Here is a 20,462-nt window from a genome sequence, read left to right as displayed (position 1 = left end):
CGACGCGCGTTCCACGCGGAAGCGCGCCGGGGTGAAGTGTTAATCCTCGTCGTTACCGCCCGCCATACCCAAATCCTTGAGTTTGCGAGTCAATGTGTTGCGGCCCCAGCCGAGAAGATTGGCAGCGTCGCGTTTGCGGCCAGCGGTGTATTTCAACGCAGTTTCGATCAGTGCGCGTTCAAACGTAGGAACAGCTTCGCTGAGCAATTGATGTTGGCCTTTTGCCAAGGCTTGGTCGGCCCAGTGGCGCAAAGCGCGTTCCCAATCGTCGGCCGGAGCGCTGCCTTCCTTGTGTTCCAGCAGCTCTGGTGGAAGATCTTCAATATGCACCTCACGGCCAGACGCCATCACCGTAATCCAGCGGCAGGTGTTTTCCAGCTGACGAACGTTTCCAGGCCATTGCAAACTGCAGAAATAATCCTCGGTTTCTGGCAGCAGAACTTTGGTATCGACATTCAGCTCGGTCGCCGCTTTGTGCAGGAAAAAGCGCGCTAATTTCGGAATATCTTCGCGGCGGTTTGCCAGTTTGGGGATGTGGATGCGAATAACGTTCAAGCGATGGAACAAGTCCTCGCGGAAGCGGTTTTCGGCTACCAAGGTTTCCAGATTTTGATGTGTGGCGGCGATGATGCGCACATCCACTTTAACCGGAGTATGGCCGCCTACGCGGTAGAACTCGCCATCTGCCAGTACACGCAATAAACGAGTTTGGGTTTCGGCTGGCATATCGCCAATTTCGTCGAGGAACAAGGAACCACCGTTAGCTTGTTCAAAGCGCCCTTGGCGTTGCGCGGCAGCGCCAGTAAAGGCGCCTTTCTCGTGGCCGAAGAGTTCGGATTCCATCAAATCTTTAGGAATGGCTGCCATATTGAGTGCGATGAACGGCTCGTTGCGACGAGGACTATGGCGGTGCAGTGCGCGCGCAACCAACTCTTTACCGGTCCCTGACTGGCCGTTGATTAACACGGTGATGTTGGATTGCGACAAGCGACCGATCGCGCGGAAAACTTCCTGCATTGCGGGCGCTTCGCCAATGATTTCGGTGTTGGCATCCAGCTCGGTCACAACCGGTTGATCGCTCTTTTGCTCTTGAGCATGGGCGAGCGCGCGTTGAGTTACGGCCACGGCATCGTCCACATCAAACGGCTTGGGCAAGTATTCAAAAGCACCGCCTTGGTAAGCAGCCACGGCGCTATCCAAATCGGAATGCGCGGTCATGATGATGATCGGAATATGCGGATGCGTGTTGTGCAAGTTGTTCAGCAACACCAAACCATCGGTTCCCGGCATGCGAATATCGCTAATGATGGCGTCCGGCGTGTCGCGGTTAAGCTGGCCGAGAGCGCTGTCACCCGAGTCAAACACGCGGGTTTCGATGTTGGCTGATTGCAAGGCCTTTTCCAGCACCCAGCGAATTGAGCGATCATCGTCGATGATCCAAACCTTATTAGACTTCTGCATGTTGCGCTTCCATTGGTAGGTAAAGTGAGAATCGGGTTTTGCCCGGCTCACTGTGGCACTCGATGAGGCCATTGTGTTGATGAATAAGGTGTTGCGAAATGGTTAAACCCAAGCCCGTGCCTTCTGCGCGGCCGGTAATCATGGGGTAGAAAATGTTTTCAATCATGTCCGCCGGAATACCGGGGCCGTTATCGATAATGTCGATGCGACACACCAGCGGATGGTGTTTGCGGCCAATGGTGTACTGGCGTTGAATACGTGTACGAATCTGTATAACGCCATTCGTCATACCCGCTTCCAAAAGCGCCTGCATGGCGTTACGCATAATGTTCAAGCAGGCTTGGATGAGCAGTTCTTTATCGCCCATGAGCGGTGGAATACTGGGGTCGTAATCACGCACAAGCTTTATGGCGTCATTACTTTCCGCTTTGATGATGGACGCCACGCGCTCCAAGGCTTCGTGAATATTCAGCTCCGCCCACTTGGGTAATTGGTTGGGGCCGAGCATGCGGTCAACCAAGTTACGCAGGCGGTCAACTTCATCAATGATGATATTGGTGTATTCGGTCAGGTTGGAATTGGGAAGTTCACGTGACAGCAATTGCGCCGCACCGCGAATGCCACCTAGGGGATTCTTAATCTCATGCGCCATGCCGCGAATCAGGTTGCGGGTGGTCTCGTGAGATGAGGTTACCATTTCGTCACGGCTGATACGCAGCAAGCGATCAATGGGTTGAATCTCAACAATCAGGCCTTCCTGATCGCCAAAAGGGGTTACGGTGTAGTCGACAGTGATAGTCGCGCCGTGAAGTAAGCGCCATTCAGCATGACGTTTAGTGTAATGATTGGCTTTGCTGGCGGCGAGCTTGAGCTGCCTTTCGGTTTCGTCAGTTTCGTAGAAAAAATAAGTGATAGGTTCGCCGCGATTGGTTTCGCAACTCATGGCCAACAAAGCTTCCGCCGCTGGGTTCATATGAATCAGCAACAGGCTGTTGTCCACCAGTACTATGGCGGTGCTCAGGCTATCAAGCAGGGGCTTGTAGATATCACGTTCAGTCAAGTCGCTTAAAACTCCAAAATGCCTTGGGAAGGTGCAGTTGCTTTATTGCAGACAAATGCAAAAAGCAAACCAATAACGCAAAGCTTGAATTTGGGGCGTTTCAGCGATCTATTTTAGCGATTAGAAAAATTTAATGCTTTATTTTGGTGCGCAGCGTTATTTCTTGGGCACGGGCGCCTGTTGGTGCTTAATTGGTGGGCGCATCACAAATATGGTTGCTGCCTCAGATTGAGCCAACTCTTTGCCTTCACTGTTTACCACAGAAACTGTAATTGAATGCTCGCCACGCGGCGGCTCAACAAGCTCATAGACTGTTTCATCGGTTTTCATCACCGGTTTGCCATCCAATTTAAACACTAAAAGGTCTCCATCCTGCAAGACTGGATTGATATTCACGCTAATAGTGACCGAGCGCTCGTTCGGCATTAAGGTCTTGCCGTTTTCTGGCGCAACCAAACTGAGCGAATAGCCAGGCGCTTCATAGCTAATATTTGACATCTCGTAATTGCCACTTGTTGTGACGCCCGGCGTGGTATTCAGGCTTTTGAGTTCCACAGGTTTGGCGCTGGTATTGGGTGGGGGAGTGTCCGTATAGGTCACATGACCGTTTTTATCCACGGTTTTGTAGATCTCTGCCACTACGTAAGCCGTATTAAGGCTGAGCAGAAGGGTGGCAATACTTAACAGCAATCGGCGCATGGTCATGGTCTCAGTAAAAGCTTCCGAAAGATTACTCGCCATCGCCAAAAAGAAAAAGCCCGCAGAAGCGGGCTTTTTCTTAACTCATATCAACTTTCGCTGATTACACGCTGTAGTAGAGTTCGAATTCTACTGGGTGCGGAGTCATGTTAACGCGTTGGATCTCGCCTTTCTTCAATTCGATGTAAGCATCGATGAAGTCTTTAGAGAACACGCCGCCTTTCAACAAGAACTCGTGGTCAGCTTGCAAGTGAGCCAAAGCTTCTTCCAAAGATGCACACACTTGTGGAATCTCTGCTTCTTCTTCTGGCTCCAAGTCATACAAGTCTTTAGTAGCAGCTTCACCTGGGTGAATCTTGTTTTGTACGCCGTCGATACCCGCCATCAACAGTGCAGCGAAGCACAAGTATGGGTTAGCGGTTGGATCTGGGAAGCGAGTTTCAATACGTTTTGCCTTCTCACCAACGGTGTAAGGAATACGGATTGAAGCAGAACGGTTACGAGCAGAGTAAGCCAACATAACTGGAGCTTCAAAGCCTGGAACCAAACGCTTGTAAGAGTTGGTGGACGCGTTACAGAAAGCGTTCAATGCTTTAGCGTGCTTGATGATACCGCCGATGTAGTACAACGCAGTTTCAGACAAGCCAGCGTAAGCGTCGCCTGCGAATTGGTTTTTGCCGTTCAAAGAGAAAGACTGGTGAACGTGCATACCTGAACCGTTGTCGCCGATTAATGGCTTAGGCATAAAGGTCGCAGTTTTACCGTATTGGTGAGCAACGTTGTGGATGCAGTACTTGAGGATCTGTACTTCGTCCGCTTTCTTAACCAAAGTGTTAGCGCCTACGCCGATTTCACATTGGCCAGCGTTAGCTACTTCGTGGTGGTGAATTTCAATTTCCAAGCCCATAGCTTCCATAGCGTTACACATAGCGCCACGGATGTCGTGCAATGAGTCTACTGGAGCAACCGGGAAGTAACCGCCTTTGATGCGTGGAGCGTGGCCGTGTTTGCCTTCAACGTCGTCACCTGACGACCAAGCAGCCTCTTCAGATTTGATTTTGTAGAAAGCGCCGCCCATTGATGAGTGGTAGTGAACGCTATCAAAAATAAAGAATTCTGGTTCGGGACCGAACAGAGCCTTGTCACCCAAACCGGTAGATTTCAAGTACTCTTCAGCGCGCAAGCCGATTGAACGTGGGTCGCGGTCATAACCTTGGCCAGTTGCTGGCTCAACAATGTTACAACGAATGTTAATGGTTGCTTCATCGTAAAATGGGTCAAGAACAGCGGTAGAGTCATCTGGCATAAGGATCATGTCGGAATCGTTGATGCCTTTCCAGCCAGCGATAGATGAACCGTCGAACATTTTGCCTTCAACAAAGAAGTTGTCGTTTACAACGTGTGAAGGGAAAGTAACGTGTTGTTCCTTACCGCGGAAATCGGTGAAGCGCAGATCAATCCAGCGTGCTTCATGTTCTTTGATCAGGTCTAAAGTCTTAGACATTGAATGCCTCCAAGTGTTTTTAGCGTATTTATTAGCTAAGGTCAGTGAAATTTTTCCCGCGTTCATCCGCCGCTCATCCACTTGCAACGAGCGGGCGAGGTTAGGGTGTCAGAAAAGGGGCAAAATATATGCCATCCACCGAAAATAGCAACAGGTCTTTAAAAATAAGGACCTGCAAAAATAGTCAATTTTCGAAAAGCACCAATATGGTGCCAATATGGGTGCAATATATCTATTTTGGTGCGTTTTGGCTTTTTCTTGCTCCTCATGGGTGCATTCCCTGCTAGCCTTTTAGTTGCCGCAAGTTCGATAGCTAATACTGATGACAAACCTGTTGTTCCCCTAACTCCTGCTGCTGTAAAAATCTGCTCCGTTTGCCTCCCCGATTTAAGCGCTAAGGAATGAGCTGCTTGTTCACACTCTAACGACAATAGAATAACGAGATCCAAAGGTCCTGAAATGAACCATGCTATGAATACGACTGAAATTTTTCTCATCGCTATGATGATTATCTTCACTGTTCCCTACCTGATTTGGCGGCTGGGGCGCACCGATTACTGGGCGCCGCTCGTCGTGGTGCAAATCATTATGGGCATTGTGCTTGGCCCCGGCGTTCTGGGTGCTGTGTTTCCTGACTACTACAAGTTTGTGTTTGATAAGCCTGTCATTCAGGCGCTTAACGGCATTGCTTGGTGGGCGGTAATGATTTTTGTGATGATCGCCGGCGTTGAGCTGGATTTGCGCAAAGCTTGGCAATATAAGCGCGAAAGTGGCATCACTGCAGGTCTGGCACTTGGAACGCCGCTGCTATTTGGCTGTGGTGCAGGTATTTTCCTGCTCTATTTCAGTGAAGGCTGGATGGGCCCCAAAAGCATGACGTGGCAGTTTATCCTCGGTGTCGGCATGGCCTGTGCTGTGACAGCCTTGCCCATTTTGATTCTGCTGATGGAAAAGTTGGAAATCCTCCGCCAGCCCATCGGTCAACGTATTTTGCGCTACGCCAGCTTGGATGATGTGGCGATCTGGGGTGTGCTTGCGTTGATTCTATTGGATTGGGAGCGGGTGTCGCGTCAAGGCATGTTCCTTGTCGGCTTCGCCATAGCCGCCTATTTGTTCCGTAAGTTGATGGTCAAACTCAAAGAGAGCGACCGCTGGTACCTCACCTTCATTTGGCTGGGTGTGTGCGGTTATTTCGCAGATTGGTCTGGTCTGCACTTTATGGTGGGTGCGTTCTTGGCAGGTGCGGTCATGGATGCCGAATGGTTCAAGCAGGAAGATATGGATAAGCTGCGTTACTTTGTGCTGCTCATCATTATGCCTGTGTTTTTCCTCAGCACAGGTTTGCGCACCAACTGGCAGGTCGGCGGCTCAACGGTATTTGTAGCGGCTGGCGTGCTGTTGGTGGCGTCTGTAGCGGGCAAATTATTGGGGCTTCAGATCGCAGGCAAAATCCTGAAATGGGAAAAGGGCGAAGCGTCCATCATTGGTTGGTTATTGCAAACTAAAGCGCTGATCATGATTATTTTTGCCAACGTTCTGCTCGACAAACAAATCATCACCAGCGAGACCTTCACTGCACTTTTGATTATGGCTGTTCTCAGCACCATGCTTACGGTGCCAGTTGTTTCGCCCAAGCTTCAAAAGATGAAAGAGGTTATTTCGAGGTCGCGCTAACGGACGTGCCGGGAGCGGCCAGATCAAAAAAGAAACGCGTTCCAACATTCAAGCTACTGGTGTATTCAAGCGTGGTACCGTGTAGGGCAAGCAGCCTATTGCTAATGGCTAAGCCCAGCCCGGTACCACCTTTCGCACGCGTACTGGTGTTGTCGGCTTGCTTGAAGGATTTGAAAATATCTGCGCGAAACGACTCAGGTATTCCACACCCATAGTCTTGGACGCTAATTCTAAAGCTGGAATCCTGAGACTCCAGGCTTACCTCCACCTCGCCATCCTCAGGTGAGAATTTAGCGGCATTGGATAACAAATTTAACAACACCTGCTGTATGCGCTTGTTGTCGACATATGCTACCGCTTCTGGCAAATCAGTCTTGAAGCTTATATGCACCTTACAACTCACTGCATAGTCGTTACAGTCTTGAATAGCGCTCTCGATAAGCTCCACCAAATTCACGTTCTCTTTGTTGAGCTCTAATTGATCGGCATTGATTTTTTCCATATCCAACAGGTCATTGATAATGGCATGCAAGCGGCTCGCGTTGCGCAGGGCTATTTCAAGTAGCCCTCGGTATTGGGGCTCCAGCGACTGACCTCGCTGACTCAAAAAGATAGATAGACCGCCCTTAATAGAGGTGAGCGGAGTACGCAATTCATGGCTCACAGTGGATACGAAGCGATTTTTTTGTATCTCAACTTCGTCACCCGTTCGTACCATTTCATTAAAGGCGTTGCTGAGCCGTAGGAATTCATCCTGCGTCGAGACCTGTGAGTATGCCTTTTGCCCCGCATTACGGGCGGTCACTGCCGATAAAAGTTCCCGCTGCGGAACCAGAACCCATCGGTTAACTAACCAAAGCAGGAACCCTAGCAATGCCGCTAACGCCACTAAAAATCCCTCGCTTGCCTGTTGTTTGAGAGAGTTGAGAGCATTTTTAAGGGGGGCAGTACGAAGGTGAACCATAAGTGCGCCGGTCTGGCCCGACAATTGTATTGGGGCGCTAATATCCAAGAGTGTCCCGCCGCCCTGATCGAACTCGAAACTGGGTTCAGTACTTTCCAGTGCCGCAAGCAAATCGTTAACGAAATCAGCCTTGGGAAGAATCTCAACCGGCTTCCCAACAAGCGTGGGATCAGTGCAAGCCACAACACTAAGAGGACTTCCTGAGGCAATTATGACGAAATCTATATCATTCTGATTGCTGAGGTTGACCACAAACTCTTGTAATGTCTCGTTCGATCTAAATACCTTCGCAGCGTCTTTTAACGTTGAAGCAACCAGCAAGCCGCGCTCCACGAGCTGTCTCTCGAGGTATTTGTTAAACATTGCGCCCGTTGCGACAACACCGAGAATACTGGCGAGCAGAAAAATCGCTGCTACCGGAAGTAGTATTTTTAGCGCGAGATGCTTTTGGATAAAGGCTAGTGGATTGGAACTCATGAGGGTTACCGATTGATCAATAGCTTAAGTCTAGCCTTAGAAGTCGACTGTGCAATTGATAGGGCGTGGCTTGTGTCAAGCCGCAACCCAAGTGGACGGGGCTGCTGTATAATTTGTGTTTTTACACAAGTGATTAATATTCCATGCATTTTATTGTCAAAGTCTTCTCCGAAATCATCATCAAAAGCCCGCCGGTACGTAAGCGCTTTATCAAGCAGCTGCGCGACAATCTGCGCAAGTTATTGGCCGACAAGGGCGTGCATGTAGACGTGCAGCGGGATTGGGAGAAGATTGAAATAGTTGCACCGGGCGCGGATGAAGCGACAGTTGCGCAAGTATCTGAAGTGCTGGCGCATACACCGGGTATTGCGAACTTCTCGTTGATTCAGGAATACCCGGTCGGTGACCTCGACGATATTTTTCAAAAAGTCTTGCCGCACTGGAAAGATGAGCTGGCCGGAAAAACCTTTTGCGTTCGTGCTCGTCGCCACGGCAACCATGAATTCTCATCCACCCAAGTTGAGCAATATGTTGGCGGCGGTTTGCTGCAACATTCGCAAGCCAAAGGCGTGGAACTACGCAAACCCGATGTTGTTGTGCAGCTGGAAATTAAATGGGATCGCCTGTTTGTTATAGCCAAGAAAACCCAAGGCATGGGTGGTTATCCACTCGGTGCGCAAGACCCTGTGTTGTCATTAATTTCAGGCGGGTTTGATTCAACGGTCTCAACATATCTATGTATCAAACGCGGTTTGCGAGCGCACTACTGCTTCTTCAATTTGGGCGGTCGCGCTCACGAAATTGGCGTGAAAGAAGTGTCTTATTATTTGTGGAATAAATACGGCTCATCGCATCGCGTTAAATTTGTGACTGTTCCGTTTGAAGATGTTGTCAAAGAAATTTTAGAAAAGGTGGATAACGCCTACATGGGCGTAACGCTCAAGCGCATGATGCTACGTGCTGCAGAAAAAGTGGCGGAGAGTTTGGAAATTCCTGCGCTCGTTACCGGTGAAAGTGTTGCGCAAGTTTCCAGTCAAACACTCGTCAATTTAAATGCAATTGATCGTGCCATTGAAACCGTTGTACTGCGGCCGCTCGCCACTATGGATAAGGGCGACATTATTGATATCGCCCGTAAAATCGGTACCGAAACTTTCGCTGCAAAAATGCCGGAATACTGCGGTGTGATTTCGGTAAACCCTACTACCAAAGCAAAAATGTACAAAGTTGAGCGCGAAGAGGCCAAGTTTGATATGGCGACTCTCGAGCGTGCGATTGCTGAGCGCCGTTCGCAAAACATTGATGAAATTGTGAATGAGTTGGACGCAGATTTATCGGTGCCCGTAGTTGGTGAAGTCGCACAAGGTCAAATCGTGATTGATATTCGCCACGCCGACGAAGAGGAAGTGAATCCGCTAAAATTAAGCGGCATTGAAGTGCTCAAAATTCCATTCTTCAGCTTGAACAACAAATTCCCAAGTCTTGATCAAACCGCGCAATATTATTTGTATTGCCAGAAAGGTGTAATGAGCCAATTGCACGCGGCGAATTTAAAAGACGCGGGTTATTTGAATGTGGGGGTGTACCGCCCGGAACCGCAGAGCGCGTGCGCGATTTGATGAGTTTTTACCCGTCAATGCGCTCAGTGCTCCCTACAAATTGCATCGGTATTTGCTTGGGCGGTGTGTCTAATCCACCGCCCAGTACCAACATCTAAGGCACTGATTGAGCGTTAAATTTTTGCTTTAGCCGAAATACAACAGAAGCGACATAAGCCACAAACAAGGCAGAGAAGGCGCTGAAATGTAAGGCGTCGGTCGTGGTGAGGTTCCAAAACTCAAAGCTCACACGTGGCAAAAAGAAGGAAACACAAAACGCAAAAATCGCGTAACCGACCAAGCTCAACTCATGCCTGATCAAACTTGTGCGACTCAAACCACTTAGCGAGGGAAGGCTGAGCATCAACCTTACCCACAGTGGCTTCTCAATAAATTCTTCGTTAGGCGTATTCATAGCGTAAAGCTCCCGTTCCAGTGAATCGACATTAGTTTCAAGTGTCGCGGCAAGAGCTCGGAGCGATGCATAGCTAACCCTATGCCCCGCCTCAACACGCTGAATAGTGCGCAGGCTAAGACCAGTCGCCTCCGCGAGCTGTTCTTGGGAAAAGCCTTTTTCGAGTCTTAGTTTTCTCATTAACATGGTGATCTCCGGTAGCGACTCATCAAACATACCCCGCTTGATGCCCTGTCGGTGACGACAATAGCCGCCAAATTTAACGCCAAAAGCGATTAGTAAATGAAATGTTGATCGGCCGAGGCCAGTAATTGAGCAATTCACCATCGGAATACCCTTGTACAGCTTGGGCGGGATTGTGGATCTAACACTAAGCCTCGTCTGGTCAGGTTAAAAAATCGCCAAATCTCCATTTTAGCCATATCCCTGACACCTCTACATGGGTATAATGCGCGACCTCAATTTTGACCCCAATTTTATAGCCCCCCACAGAGAATCCCCCAGTGACTACCCAAGCTTCCATCGAAAAACTGCGTAACATCGCTATTATCGCCCACGTTGACCACGGTAAAACCTCCATGGTTGACCAATTGTTGCGTCAGTCCGGCACCCTTGACCGCCGCGACGACACTGGCGATTTGATCATGGATAGTAACGACCAAGAACGTGAGCGCGGCATTACCATTTTGGCGAAAAACACCGCCATTAAGTGGAACGACTACCGCATTAACATCGTGGACACCCCCGGACACGCCGACTTCGGCGGTGAGGTAGAGCGCGTTCTGTCGATGGTGGACTCTGTGTTGTTGATTGTGGACGCTGTAGGCGGCCCAATGCCACAAACCCGTTTCGTAACTCAAAAGGCGTTCGAACAAGGTTTGAACCCGATTGTTGTTATCAACAAAATCGACCGCCCAGGTGCGCGCCCTGAGTGGGTAATTGATCAAGTGTTCGATCTGTTTGACCGCTTGGGTGCGACTGAAGAACAACTCGATTTCCCTATCGTTTACGCCTCTGCGTTGAACGGTGTTGCGGGTCTTGATCCAGACGATATCGCGGAAGATATGACTCCGCTGTTCCAAATGATCGTGGACAAAGTGCAGCCACCAAAAGTGGACACCGAAGGTCCATTCCAAATGCAAATTTCTGCGTTGGACTACAACAGCTATGTAGGTGTTATCGGCATCGGCCGTATCACTCGTGGCTCACTCGCACCAAACCAACAAGTGGTTGTGGTAACGCCAACGGGCGAAACCCGTCGTGCAAAAGTGTTGCAGGTGATGGGTTACCACGGTTTGCAACGTATCGAAACTGACCGCGCTTATGCGGGCGATATCGTGTGTATCACTGGTGTAGATAAACTCGGCATTTCTGACACCTTGTGTGCGCCAGATGCGGTTGAAGCATTGCCAGCGCTCTCTATCGACGAGCCAACCGTAAGCATGACCTTTCAGGTAAACGACTCTCCGTTTGCAGGTAAGGAAGGTAAGTACGTCACCAGCCGCAATATTAAAGACCGTTTGGATCAAGAATTGATTGCCAACGTTGCATTGCGTGTTGAACAAGGTGATTCGCCAGATAAATTTAAAGTATCTGGCCGCGGTGAATTGCACCTCTCTGTATTGATTGAAAATATGCGTCGCGAAGGCTACGAGATGGGTGTGTCGCGTCCAGAAGTAGTTCAAAAAGAAGTTGATGGCGAAATTCACGAGCCTTACGAGCAAGTCGTTATCGACGTTGAAGAGCAGCACCAAGGTAAAGTGATGGAAGAACTCGGCCTGCGTAAAGGCGAGTTGACCAACATGGAGCCGGATGGCAAAGGCCGCATCAAGTTGGAATTCATCGTTCCATCGCGTGGTTTGATTGGCTTCCGCGGTAACTTCCTGACCATGACGTCTGGTTCAGGCATCATGACCAGTATCTTCGATCACTACGGCCCGGTTAAACAAGGCGAAGTGGCCAAGCGCCAAAACGGCGTGTTGGTTTCCATGGTGAAAGGCAAAACTCTCGCCTACGCATTGAACATGTTGCAAGAGCGCGGCCGTTTGTTCCTCGGCCCAGGCGTTGAAGTTTACGAAGGCCAAATCGTGGGTATTCACTCACGTGATAATGACTTGGTAGTGAACCCAACTAAAGCTAAGCAATTAACCAACGTGCGTGCATCAGGTACTGATGAAGCGGCGGTATTGACTCCGCCCATCAAGCACACACTTGAGCAAGCCTTGGAATTTATTGAGGACGACGAGTTGGTAGAAGTAACGCCACAAAGTATTCGTCTGCGTAAGAAGTTGCTGACTGAGAACGAGCGTAAGCGCGCGAAGTAATTTTTTTGTGATGACCGTTTGATAAGAATCCTCAATGCGAAAGTGTTGGGGATTTTTTATTTAGTTTAATTTTTAACTGATATATTTTGCCTTCCGCGGGAGTCACTTTTCGTTGCTTGTCCAACGAAAAGTAACCAAAAGAAAAGACACCCCTCTCGCGCCTGTTTCCTGCGCGCTTCAGAAATTTGCTGTCGTTCCAACGCGACATCCATGTCGCGTAGTCACTAAAACAAACCTCCTGTTTGTTTTACAACAAATTTCTTCCAGTGCTCGGGGCGCTCGCAGGGGGTAATTGGAACCAGCGACGAGCTATGATTTTTTAGCTTTTGCTTACATTTCTTTGTACAAGCACAAAATTACAGGACAGTAATTTTGCACGGCGAAGCTGCCCAACGGTTGAAGGCCATGGAGGCTTTCATGCACAAAAGTGAGGCCTGCCGCAGGCAAATGCGATTAATTTAAAATGTGGTTTTGATGAATATTTTATTCTTATTTTATTTCTTAATACTCGGCGCCTTCACCGGCCTCTTCGCAGGCCTCTTCGGCATCGGCGGTGGCGGTATCATGGTGCCGGTACTCACATTTCTATTCATCAAACTAACCTTCCCTTCTGAACACTTAGTGCATATGGCACTCGCCACATCCATGACCGCAATCGTCCCAACGGCGATCGCCAGTTTACGCGCACATCACAAACGCAACGCGGTAATTTGGCCTGTCGTCATAAAAATCGCACCGGGGATTTTGGCGGGTACTTTTGCAGGTACATTCCTAGCGAGTTATTTATCTGCAAAACCACTCGCGATTTTTTTCTCGTGCTTTATGGCATTTGTTGCTTTGCAAATGGTGTTAGATCGCAAGCCAAAACCTTCTCGCCAATTACCCGGTTCGGTTGCGTTGATCGGGGCGGGTTCAGGTATTGGTGGAATATCTGCCTTGGTGGCAATTGGTGGTGGAACACTGACAGTACCCTTTTTAACATGGTGTAATGTTGCATTGCCCGTAGCGATTGGAACCTCAGCTGCGGTTGGCTTGCCCATCGCATTTTCGGGTGCAGTTGGTTACGCCATTAATGGTTGGTCGGTAGAAAATTTACCGCCGTATACTGTTGGTTTTATTTATTGGCCAGCCGTGGTTGCTATGGCGACCGCAAGTTTTTTTACCGCGCCTTTGGGCGCAAAACTCGCGCACAGCTTACCCATTCCTGTGCTTAAAAAATGCTTTGCCGTGTTGCTGACCGGCTTGTCCTTACAAATGCTATTTACTGTGATTGGTCGTTAAGTATGTCGATTAGAGCTTCGATTTTGTCTGCATTAAAGCAAAATTTATTGCCGGGTTTGGTTTTGCAATTTTTTGCGCTCGCGCTGGTGCTTATTTATTTTTTTGTTCCAGCATCCCAACCCGTTTACGCGTGGTTTGGTGTTTTAAAGCATGATTACGGATTTCTTTACGCTTTTGTTGCAACCGCATTTTTTGGTGGATTGATTCCGTTTATCTATTTGTGGCTAAGCAGGCGGTTAGATTCATCGCGCAGTTTATTTGCGCTCTTAGCTTTTTATCTGGCGTTCTGGGGATTGAAAGGCATTGAAGTAGATTTCTTTTACCAGCTGCAAGGCAAATGGTTTGGCTATGAAAACAACTTTAAAACTATCGCAACCAAAGTGTTAATTGATCAGTTTATTTATAGCGCGCTCTGGGCTGCGCCGACTATTACCATCGCTTACTTGTGGGTGGAAAATGGATTTGATATTCGCGAATGGTATGCGTCTATGAATAAGCGCTTTTTCGCCGAGAAAATTCCGACAGTTGTCTTCTCAAACTGGATGGTGTGGATTCCTGCGGTATCTATTGTGTATAGCATGCCGCAGGATTTACAAATACCGCTGTTCAATTTGGTGTTGTGTTTTTGGGTGCTACTGCTTGCTGTACTGAATAAAAAGTAGCAGCTAATAATGCTTAATAGTTAATTGATTTGGTAACGAACTTGCTTTAACTGATTTGTGTGCTGTAAGCCGCGCAAATAAGCCAATACTTTTTTTGTGCGGGCTTGCGTTAGTTCTTCTGCTTTGCGTTGGGTTTTATTCATAAGTCTTTGCAACGCATGGGCACCCTCTGGCCAGAACTCACCTTGGGTTTGTGCTGGCGCGTTAGATAAATCGGTACTCCACAGCGCGGCAAGCAAAGCAGACTTGGTATGAGTTTGCGTGCGAATCACAATTTTTGTGGGTGCCGGCAAATGTTGCTTAGGAATTTTTTTGCGCAAATCAAATTCTTCCGGATCAGCTGGGTCAACTAAAAACGCAGCGATAATTTTTCCGGGATATTCTGCTGCCACGCTCGCTGCTGCCAAGGCGCCAAAACCTTCAGCGATTAATACAACGGGTTCATCAATACTGATTAAGGATGCAATAATGCTGTTGCGCCACTTCACCCAATCTGGCGAACTCCAATCGTGCATAAGAATTCTGCGGCTACGTGGAATATTGCGCTCCCAAACACTGAGCCAATGACGGGCGTCGCTGTTGCTTAAATCAGGAATAATCAGTGCGCGGTAACCGTTTAAAGCACAGGCTAATTCGTTGGAGTATTCAGTGTTCGTCATCATGGCAAGCTCCTTATCAGAACTATCTTGCTTGCAGGTTATGACGCTGAGGCTGAATTGCGAATGAACAAGTTGTAAAAAAAGAGAAGGCGCCTTTAGAGCGCCTTCTTTTATAAAAATTAAGCTTTGTATTTCCGTCTTGCTAAACCTAAACCAACCAAACCCAATGTGAAGAGCAATATTGACGAAGGTTCAGGTACGCTTTGGGCACCTACATTGATTCGGAAAATCAAATACTCGTCGTGATTGAATCCGCCCTGTGTTGGGTCTGATCCATCTTTCTTGCTGTTGTACCAAGACCAACGCGCTGCGCTGTCAATCGAAGACAAATTGCCCCAAGGAGCCGAGCCATTTGCATTACCGGCTGTAGTCGCAACCCAACCTGCTGAAGGGTTAGTACCAGCATTAGCCAAAGCCAATTGGCTATTTAACTCAGCAAATGAAGCTGGAGTGCTGTCATAAGGCGCGAAACCATAACGGCCGGTTGCCGTTACTTGCCACTGACTGTCGTGGCTGTAAAAACGCTCGTTAGTTAGCAGGTTCGTGAACTGTGCCAAGAATCCCTGCGCAACGGCTAAATCAGATTGGGTAACCACGTAAATGTAATTGTTAGCGGGCAAATCAAACGCATATTGCTCCGCAGTTGGCCAGTTGTTATCGGAACCAACGAAATTAGTCGCAGTGGTCTGGGTACCATAAAACAATGCGTAAGAGTTATCGACAGTAATGTCTACCTCAAACGGAATTGCGTTAGCTTTGAACGAGATTGCTAAGAGCGCGAGGCCGACGGTCACACCTTTAACTGAGTTAAAAAATACTTTCATTTAATTTTTCCTTAATTGAAATCTTACAGGACGGAACCACGCATCAGGCACTGTTTGTGCCAGTTTCGCTTGATTCACATTCTGCGACGGTATTTTGCGAATTTTTGTCGCCGAAAAATTCATTTTTCTAATCTCTAGGTAGAAAAATTACATACCTTGGCGCTTTCATGTAAATTATGTCGACATCAGAGCTGCTTTAAAAAGTGAGATGCAAATGCAAAATGAATTAATTATTGAAGATATGATCATTGGTGACGGTAAAGCTGCAGTGAAAGGTGCCTTGATCACTACGCATTACCGCGGTTTTTTGGATGACGGCACTGAATTCGATTCGTCATACTCGCGAGATAAACCTTTCCAGTGTGTTATTGGAACGGGACGCGTTATTAAGGGCTGGGATATGGGTATTATTGGTATGAAAGTGGGTGGAAGGCGAAAACTTTTTGTACCCGCGCATTTAGCCTATGGGGAGCGGCAAATGGGCGCGCTTATAAAGCCGAATTCCAATTTAATTTTTGAAATTGAATTGCTGGAAGTCTTAACGCGGGACGATTAACAATTTACGTTTTAGCAGGTGATATGCCAAATAAATCTTCTCGCCCTTTTTCACTAATCGCCATAATCGCCGGGTGTTTTACTTGTCGCTCGGTGGCAATCATATAAACCTGCTCTACCACTGCCTCAATTTTTCCAATCGGTTGAACTTTATATTGTTCGCAAATATGCGCCGCGTTGGTGGATGGCGCTGCGAACAAACCAACGCCCGCTTGGCCGAAAGACTTCATCAAAGCGCTGTCGTCAAACTCGCCGTTGATAATGGGGTGCAAATTATTATTGTCGAGCCACTGTTCTAGCTTGGAGCGAATGGCGGCATCCTCACCGGGCATTAAAAACGGTGCTTGGTCGAGACAACTTGGGAAATCGTTCGCCAACTTTTTAATCAGCGACGGGGCGCCAAAAACAGTGAGCTGGCTTTCGCCGAGCAAGTGATTAAATCCGCGTACATTCAAATGATTCGGCATGGGGCGATCTGCGATGATCATATCCAAACGATTCACCGACAATTCTGCAAGCAATGGCACCAATCGCCCTTCGCGACAAATCAACCGAATCGGCTCCGCTAATTCAAGCGCGGGTTCGAGCAAACGGTAAGCCACCAACTTTGAAACCGAATCTGCAATTCCTACTTTCAGCGGTGTCGATTTTTTTGCGCGCTGATCGTGAATTGCTTCTATCAATTCGTCGCCGATGGAAAAAATCTCGTCCGCGTAACTCAAGACTTTTCTGCCCGCATCGGTCACTTCCAAATTCCGCCCAGAGCGGCGGAATAATTCAACGCCCAACACACTGGCAAATTCTGTGAGTTGGCCGCTAATGGATTGCGGTGTGAGGAAGAGTTGTTCCGCTGCTTTAGCGATGCTCCCCGTTTTGGCAACCATCCAAAAATAGCGCAGATGCTTGTAGTTGAGGTTGTTCATGCGGGCACTCCATTCATCGAAAAAAACGATTTATTGTTCAATTATATTCGATTTGTTGGATGCTTTGTCTTTATCTAGTATCTGGTGTGTTGCAAGTCGCAACGGCTATCACACGAGGAAAGTTCCCATGCGTATTGAAATACACACCGGTAAGTTTTCGTTGACTGAGAGTTTGCGGGAACACATTGAGCGCCGGATTCAGTTCACCTTGAGTTGGGCGCATCACGGCCTGCAGAAGGTGGTTTTGCGGTTGGACGATATTAATGGCCCCAAGGGAGGAGCCGATAAATCCTGCCGTGTGCAGATTCCGGTGGCGGGTGGTAAGCCCGTGGTGATTGAGGAGATCCAATCGGATTTATACATCGCCATCGACTGTGCGCTGGAGCGAGCGGGACGAGCCTTGAGCCGTAAGTTAGCGCGCAAGCGCGAGCACGGGCACAAGCGCCTAACGCCCGCGTTGGGTGATGGCATTCAACTGGTTTAAACATTCTTTTTGCTGAGGAGCATAACGATGAAACGTATCTTGTTATTCCTGGCCACCAACGTCGCGATAGTGTTGGTGCTGTCAGTCACCATGCGCGTATTGGGGGTTGAGCCATACCTCAGCGCGAATGGACTTAACCTTAATTCATTACTGATATTTGCCGCCGTTATGGGCTTTGGCGGCTCCTTTATTTCACTCGCCATTTCCAAGTGGATGGCGAAAAAATCCATGGGCGTGCAAGTGATTGAATCGCCCAATACCGCCACCGAGCGCTGGTTGGTGGATACGGTGCGCCGCTATTCGGAGGAAGCCGGAATCGGCATGCCGGAGGTGGGTATTTTTGACAGCCCCGAGGTCAACGCTTTTGCCACAGGGATGAGCAAAAACAGTTCGTTAGTGGCTGTGTCATCGGGCTTATTGGAGCAGATGACTCGCCAGGAAGCCGAGGCGGTAATCGGCCATGAAGTGGCGCACATTGCCAATGGCGATATGGTGACGCTCGCGCTCATTCAGGGTGTGGTGAATACCTTCGTGATGTTCCTGTCGCGTGTGATTGGCTACTTCGTGGATAAGGTAATTTTCAAAACCGAGAACGGTACGGGCCCCGCCTTCTTTGTCACCATGATTGTGGCGGAACTGGTATTGGGTATTCTCGCGTCTATTATCGTTATGTGGTTTTCGCGTCAACGCGAATTCCGTGCGGACAGCGGCGGCGCGCGCCTAGCCGGTCGCCATAACATGATTGCGGCGCTGGAGCGTTTGAATTCGCTGCACCCATCACCATTACCAGACCGTATGGCGGCCTTTGGTATCTCCGGTGGTGGTGCTAGCGGTCTGAAACGATTGTTTTTAACGCATCCACCCTTGAGTGAACGTATTCAAGCACTGCGTGATAGCCAATAAGGAGTCTTTCGATGAATGAGATAAGTGTAGGAAGTCCCGCCCTATGGGCGGGCTTTCTGGCCTTTGTGCTCGTCATGCTCGCGCTGGATTTATTTGTCTTTGGCGCAGGCAAAGCGCACAAGGTCAGCATCAAAGAAGCGGCGACTTGGTCGTTAGTGTGGTTTGTGTTGGCGATTGGGTTCAATGCAGGTCTTTGGTGGCATCTGCAAGGCAGTGTGGGGGCAGAAATCGCCGATCAAAAAGCCTTGGAGTTCCTCACGGGTTATCTCATCGAAAAATCTTTATCTGTAGATAACGTCTTTGTGTTTTTAATGATTTTTTCGGCATTCCATGTTCCGCCGGAATATCAGCGCCGCGTGTTGATTTACGGTGTGCTGGGCGCTATTGCCATGCGTATCGTCATGATCATGTTGGGCAGTTGGGTGGTGCAGGAATTTAAATGGGTGCTTTACCTATTTGGTTTCTTCCTGTTTGTCACAGGTATCAAAATGATGATTCCTTCAGACAAAAAGCCGGATATGGAAAACAACTGGGTGTTAAAAGTTGCGCGCAAATATTTGCGCGTGACAACAGAAAATAACGGCGAAAAATTCACAGTGCGAAAAAACGGTGTGCGTTATTTTACACCGCTGTTTTTAGTGCTCATCCTGATTGAGATGTCAGATCTCGTGTTTGCGGTGGATTCCATTCCGGCGATTTTTGCGATCACAACAGATCCATTTATTGTCGCCACCTCAAATATATTTGCCATCATGGGATTGCGCGCGTTGTATTTTTTACTGGCAGATATTGCTGAGCGTTTCCATTTGCTCAAATACGGCTTGGCAATTGTGTTGACCTTTATCGGTATCAAAATGCTGATCATGCCTTGGTTCCATATGCCGGTGGCTTTATCGCTCGGCGTGGTGGTCACGGTGATTGGTTTGAGTGTAGTGGCAAGTCTTTGGGTAACGAGAAAGACCGCTTAAATTTTAATGTCGGCGTTGGTTCCTTTATGCCCCGTTCGCGGGGCTTTTTTATTTCAGCAGCAAATCAAGTTCGTTGCGCACGTATTTTTCTTCTACGCATGTGTCCAAGTTTGCATTTAAGAATTCAATAAATTGTTGTGCGGAAATCGGCAGGCGGCGGTCGCCGGGGCGAACTAAATACCAGTGACTTAAGAGTGGAAATCCTTCCACATTGACGATCGCAATATTGGCTTTCACTTGCGCGAGCGTATGCTCCGAAATTACGGCGAGCCCCAAACCTGTTTCAACACTCAAACGAATAGCTTCGTTACTCTCAATTTGAAAGGTGTTGCGCAACTGCAAGTTGTTATCGCGCAGAAAATTTTCAAACACCATGCGCGTTGCACTGCCGGGTTCGCGCATTAAAAAGCGCTCGTTCGTCAGTTCAGAAAAATTTACCTTGTCGCGCTGCGCGGCCCAGTGATCTTTTGGGGCAATTAACACCAAAGGGTTTCGCAAGAATCGTCCGCTAATAACCTGATCACCCGTGGGTGGGTGGCTGAACACGTAAAGGTCATCCTGCTGGTGTGCAAAGCGCTGCAACACAGAGCCGCGGTTGCCAATGTTTACGGTCACATCTACCGCCGGAAATTGTTTAGCGTAGGGGCTGAGCAAACGCGGCAAAACATATTTCGCGGTGGTGACTATGCCGATGCTGAAATGGCCTTTGCGCCCGCGCGCGGCGTCATCCAAAAAGCTATCAAAATCTTCAAAGCGCGTGAGTGCATCCTGCGCGGCGTTAAATAGTTCCTTGCCGATAAAGGTGGGCTGATAACTGCCTTCCCGCATTTCCAACAACTGGTCGCCAACAGCTTCGGTTAAACGTTTGATTTGTAGCGACACCGTAGGTTGGGTGAGGTGGAGTTGGCTGGCAGCTTGGGAAATTGATCCTGTGCGGACGACGGCGACATAGACCTGAAGTAGGCGGAAGGTGAGGTGGCGAATGTTCATGGGGGCTCACGGATCTAATGTATAGATAATTATCAAT

General features: G+C 48.6%; 20 protein-coding genes. 9 read left to right on the top strand and 11 right to left on the bottom strand.

Annotation, left to right across the window (positions count from 1 at the left end; genetic code table 11):
- Positions 1 to 39: 39 nt before the first annotated feature.
- From glnG to U1F02_RS10510, 5 genes are all read right to left on the bottom strand, one after another.
- The gene (gene glnG / locus U1F02_RS10530; RefSeq protein ID WP_409990351.1) at positions 40 to 1,461 is read right to left on the bottom strand and encodes a nitrogen regulation protein NR(I); all 1,422 of its coding nucleotides are present in this window, start codon (positions 1,459 to 1,461) and stop codon (positions 40 to 42) included.
- Entirely contained in the window at positions 1,448 to 2,521 is a 1,074-nt protein-coding gene (gene glnL / locus U1F02_RS10525) for a nitrogen regulation protein NR(II) (protein WP_409990350.1), read from the bottom strand. The genes glnG and glnL overlap by 14 nt, the downstream gene beginning before the upstream one ends.
- Before the next feature lie 156 nt (positions 2,522 to 2,677).
- Positions 2,678 to 3,220, bottom strand: coding sequence for a DUF4124 domain-containing protein (locus U1F02_RS10520; RefSeq protein ID WP_409990349.1), 543 nt, complete (start codon positions 3,218 to 3,220; stop codon positions 2,678 to 2,680).
- Positions 3,221 to 3,323: 103 nt separating this feature from the next.
- Entirely contained in the window at positions 3,324 to 4,724 is a 1,401-nt protein-coding gene (gene glnA / locus U1F02_RS10515; protein WP_409990348.1) for a type I glutamate--ammonia ligase, read from the bottom strand.
- A 158-nt stretch (positions 4,725 to 4,882) separates the two neighbouring features.
- Complete coding sequence (locus U1F02_RS10510) at positions 4,883 to 5,221, bottom strand: hypothetical protein (RefSeq protein ID WP_409990347.1); 339 nt, start codon at positions 5,219 to 5,221, stop codon at positions 4,883 to 4,885.
- Between U1F02_RS10510 and U1F02_RS10505 the strand changes: the two genes are divergently transcribed.
- A complete protein-coding gene (locus U1F02_RS10505; RefSeq protein ID WP_409990346.1) occupies positions 5,196 to 6,398 on the top strand; it encodes a cation:proton antiporter in 1,203 nt (400 codons plus the stop codon). The genes U1F02_RS10510 and U1F02_RS10505 overlap by 26 nt on opposite strands.
- Here the strand turns inward: U1F02_RS10505 and U1F02_RS10500 are convergent.
- Complete coding sequence (locus tag U1F02_RS10500) at positions 6,379 to 7,839, bottom strand: sensor histidine kinase (RefSeq protein WP_409990345.1); 1,461 nt, start codon at positions 7,837 to 7,839, stop codon at positions 6,379 to 6,381. The two genes, U1F02_RS10505 and U1F02_RS10500, sit on opposite strands and share 20 nt — an antisense overlap.
- 143 nt (positions 7,840 to 7,982) lie before the next feature.
- Between U1F02_RS10500 and thiI the strand changes: the two genes are divergently transcribed.
- Positions 7,983 to 9,458 (top strand): tRNA uracil 4-sulfurtransferase ThiI, encoded by a 1,476-nt coding sequence (gene thiI / locus U1F02_RS10495; RefSeq protein WP_409990344.1) that lies wholly within the window; start codon positions 7,983 to 7,985, stop codon positions 9,456 to 9,458.
- 94 nt (positions 9,459 to 9,552) lie between these two features.
- Here thiI and U1F02_RS10490 read toward each other — a convergent pair whose 3' ends face one another.
- Entirely contained in the window at positions 9,553 to 10,038 is a 486-nt protein-coding gene (locus U1F02_RS10490) for a helix-turn-helix domain-containing protein (protein ID WP_409990343.1), read from the bottom strand.
- 317 nt (positions 10,039 to 10,355) lie between these two features.
- On the opposite strand from U1F02_RS10490, the gene typA reads away from it, so the two are divergent.
- The 3 genes from typA to U1F02_RS10475 all read left to right on the top strand — a co-directional run bounded on the left by typA (position 10,356) and on the right by U1F02_RS10475 (position 14,119).
- Complete coding sequence (gene typA, locus U1F02_RS10485) at positions 10,356 to 12,176, top strand: translational GTPase TypA (RefSeq protein ID WP_409990342.1); 1,821 nt, start codon at positions 10,356 to 10,358, stop codon at positions 12,174 to 12,176.
- Between the two features lie 474 nt (positions 12,177 to 12,650).
- Complete coding sequence (locus U1F02_RS10480) at positions 12,651 to 13,457, top strand: sulfite exporter TauE/SafE family protein (protein WP_409990341.1); 807 nt, start codon at positions 12,651 to 12,653, stop codon at positions 13,455 to 13,457.
- A 2-nt stretch (positions 13,458 to 13,459) separates the two neighbouring features.
- On the top strand, positions 13,460 to 14,119 hold the full coding sequence (locus tag U1F02_RS10475; protein WP_409990340.1) for a hypothetical protein: 660 nt from the start codon (positions 13,460 to 13,462) through the stop codon (positions 14,117 to 14,119).
- 20 nt (positions 14,120 to 14,139) lie between these two features.
- Here U1F02_RS10475 and U1F02_RS10470 read toward each other — a convergent pair whose 3' ends face one another.
- Both U1F02_RS10470 and U1F02_RS10465 read right to left on the bottom strand, forming a co-directional pair.
- Positions 14,140 to 14,781, bottom strand: a complete 642-nt coding sequence (locus U1F02_RS10470; RefSeq protein WP_409990339.1) for an RBBP9/YdeN family alpha/beta hydrolase — start codon at positions 14,779 to 14,781, stop codon at positions 14,140 to 14,142.
- Positions 14,782 to 14,897: 116 nt separating this feature from the next.
- Positions 14,898 to 15,602: a PEP-CTERM sorting domain-containing protein gene (locus U1F02_RS10465; protein WP_409990338.1), complete on the bottom strand. Its 705-nt coding sequence runs from the start codon at positions 15,600 to 15,602 to the stop codon at positions 14,898 to 14,900.
- Between the two features lie 214 nt (positions 15,603 to 15,816).
- Here U1F02_RS10465 and U1F02_RS10460 point away from each other — a divergent pair, with 214 nt between their 5' ends.
- Positions 15,817 to 16,158, top strand: a complete 342-nt coding sequence (locus U1F02_RS10460; RefSeq protein WP_409990337.1) for an FKBP-type peptidyl-prolyl cis-trans isomerase — start codon at positions 15,817 to 15,819, stop codon at positions 16,156 to 16,158.
- A 4-nt stretch (positions 16,159 to 16,162) separates the two neighbouring features.
- On the opposite strand, the gene nhaR is transcribed toward U1F02_RS10460, so the two are convergent.
- Positions 16,163 to 17,080, bottom strand: a complete 918-nt coding sequence (gene nhaR / locus U1F02_RS10455; protein WP_409990336.1) for a transcriptional activator NhaR — start codon at positions 17,078 to 17,080, stop codon at positions 16,163 to 16,165.
- Positions 17,081 to 17,207: 127 nt separating this feature from the next.
- On the opposite strand from nhaR, the gene U1F02_RS10450 reads away from it, so the two are divergent.
- From U1F02_RS10450 to U1F02_RS10440, 3 genes are read left to right on the top strand one after another with little or no spacing between them, the layout of a single operon-like run.
- Positions 17,208 to 17,564, top strand: a complete 357-nt coding sequence (locus U1F02_RS10450) for an HPF/RaiA family ribosome-associated protein (RefSeq protein ID WP_409990335.1) — start codon at positions 17,208 to 17,210, stop codon at positions 17,562 to 17,564.
- A gap of 27 nt (positions 17,565 to 17,591) precedes the next feature.
- A complete protein-coding gene (gene htpX / locus U1F02_RS10445; RefSeq protein ID WP_409990334.1) occupies positions 17,592 to 18,467 on the top strand; it encodes a protease HtpX in 876 nt (291 codons plus the stop codon).
- 11 nt (positions 18,468 to 18,478) lie between these two features.
- Entirely contained in the window at positions 18,479 to 19,435 is a 957-nt protein-coding gene (locus U1F02_RS10440; RefSeq protein ID WP_409990333.1) for a TerC family protein, read from the top strand.
- 48 nt (positions 19,436 to 19,483) lie between these two features.
- On the opposite strand, the gene U1F02_RS10435 is transcribed toward U1F02_RS10440, so the two are convergent.
- Positions 19,484 to 20,425 (bottom strand): LysR family transcriptional regulator, encoded by a 942-nt coding sequence (locus U1F02_RS10435; RefSeq protein WP_409990332.1) that lies wholly within the window; start codon positions 20,423 to 20,425, stop codon positions 19,484 to 19,486.
- Positions 20,426 to 20,462: the final 37 nt, after the last annotated feature.

It is taken from the genome of Cellvibrio sp. (genome assembly GCF_046347455.1).
In the GTDB taxonomy this organism is placed as follows: Bacteria; Pseudomonadota; Gammaproteobacteria; order Pseudomonadales; family Cellvibrionaceae; genus Cellvibrio.
The sequence above is the reverse complement of the archived record's forward strand: the minus strand, read 5'-3'. Positions and strand labels throughout refer to the sequence as shown.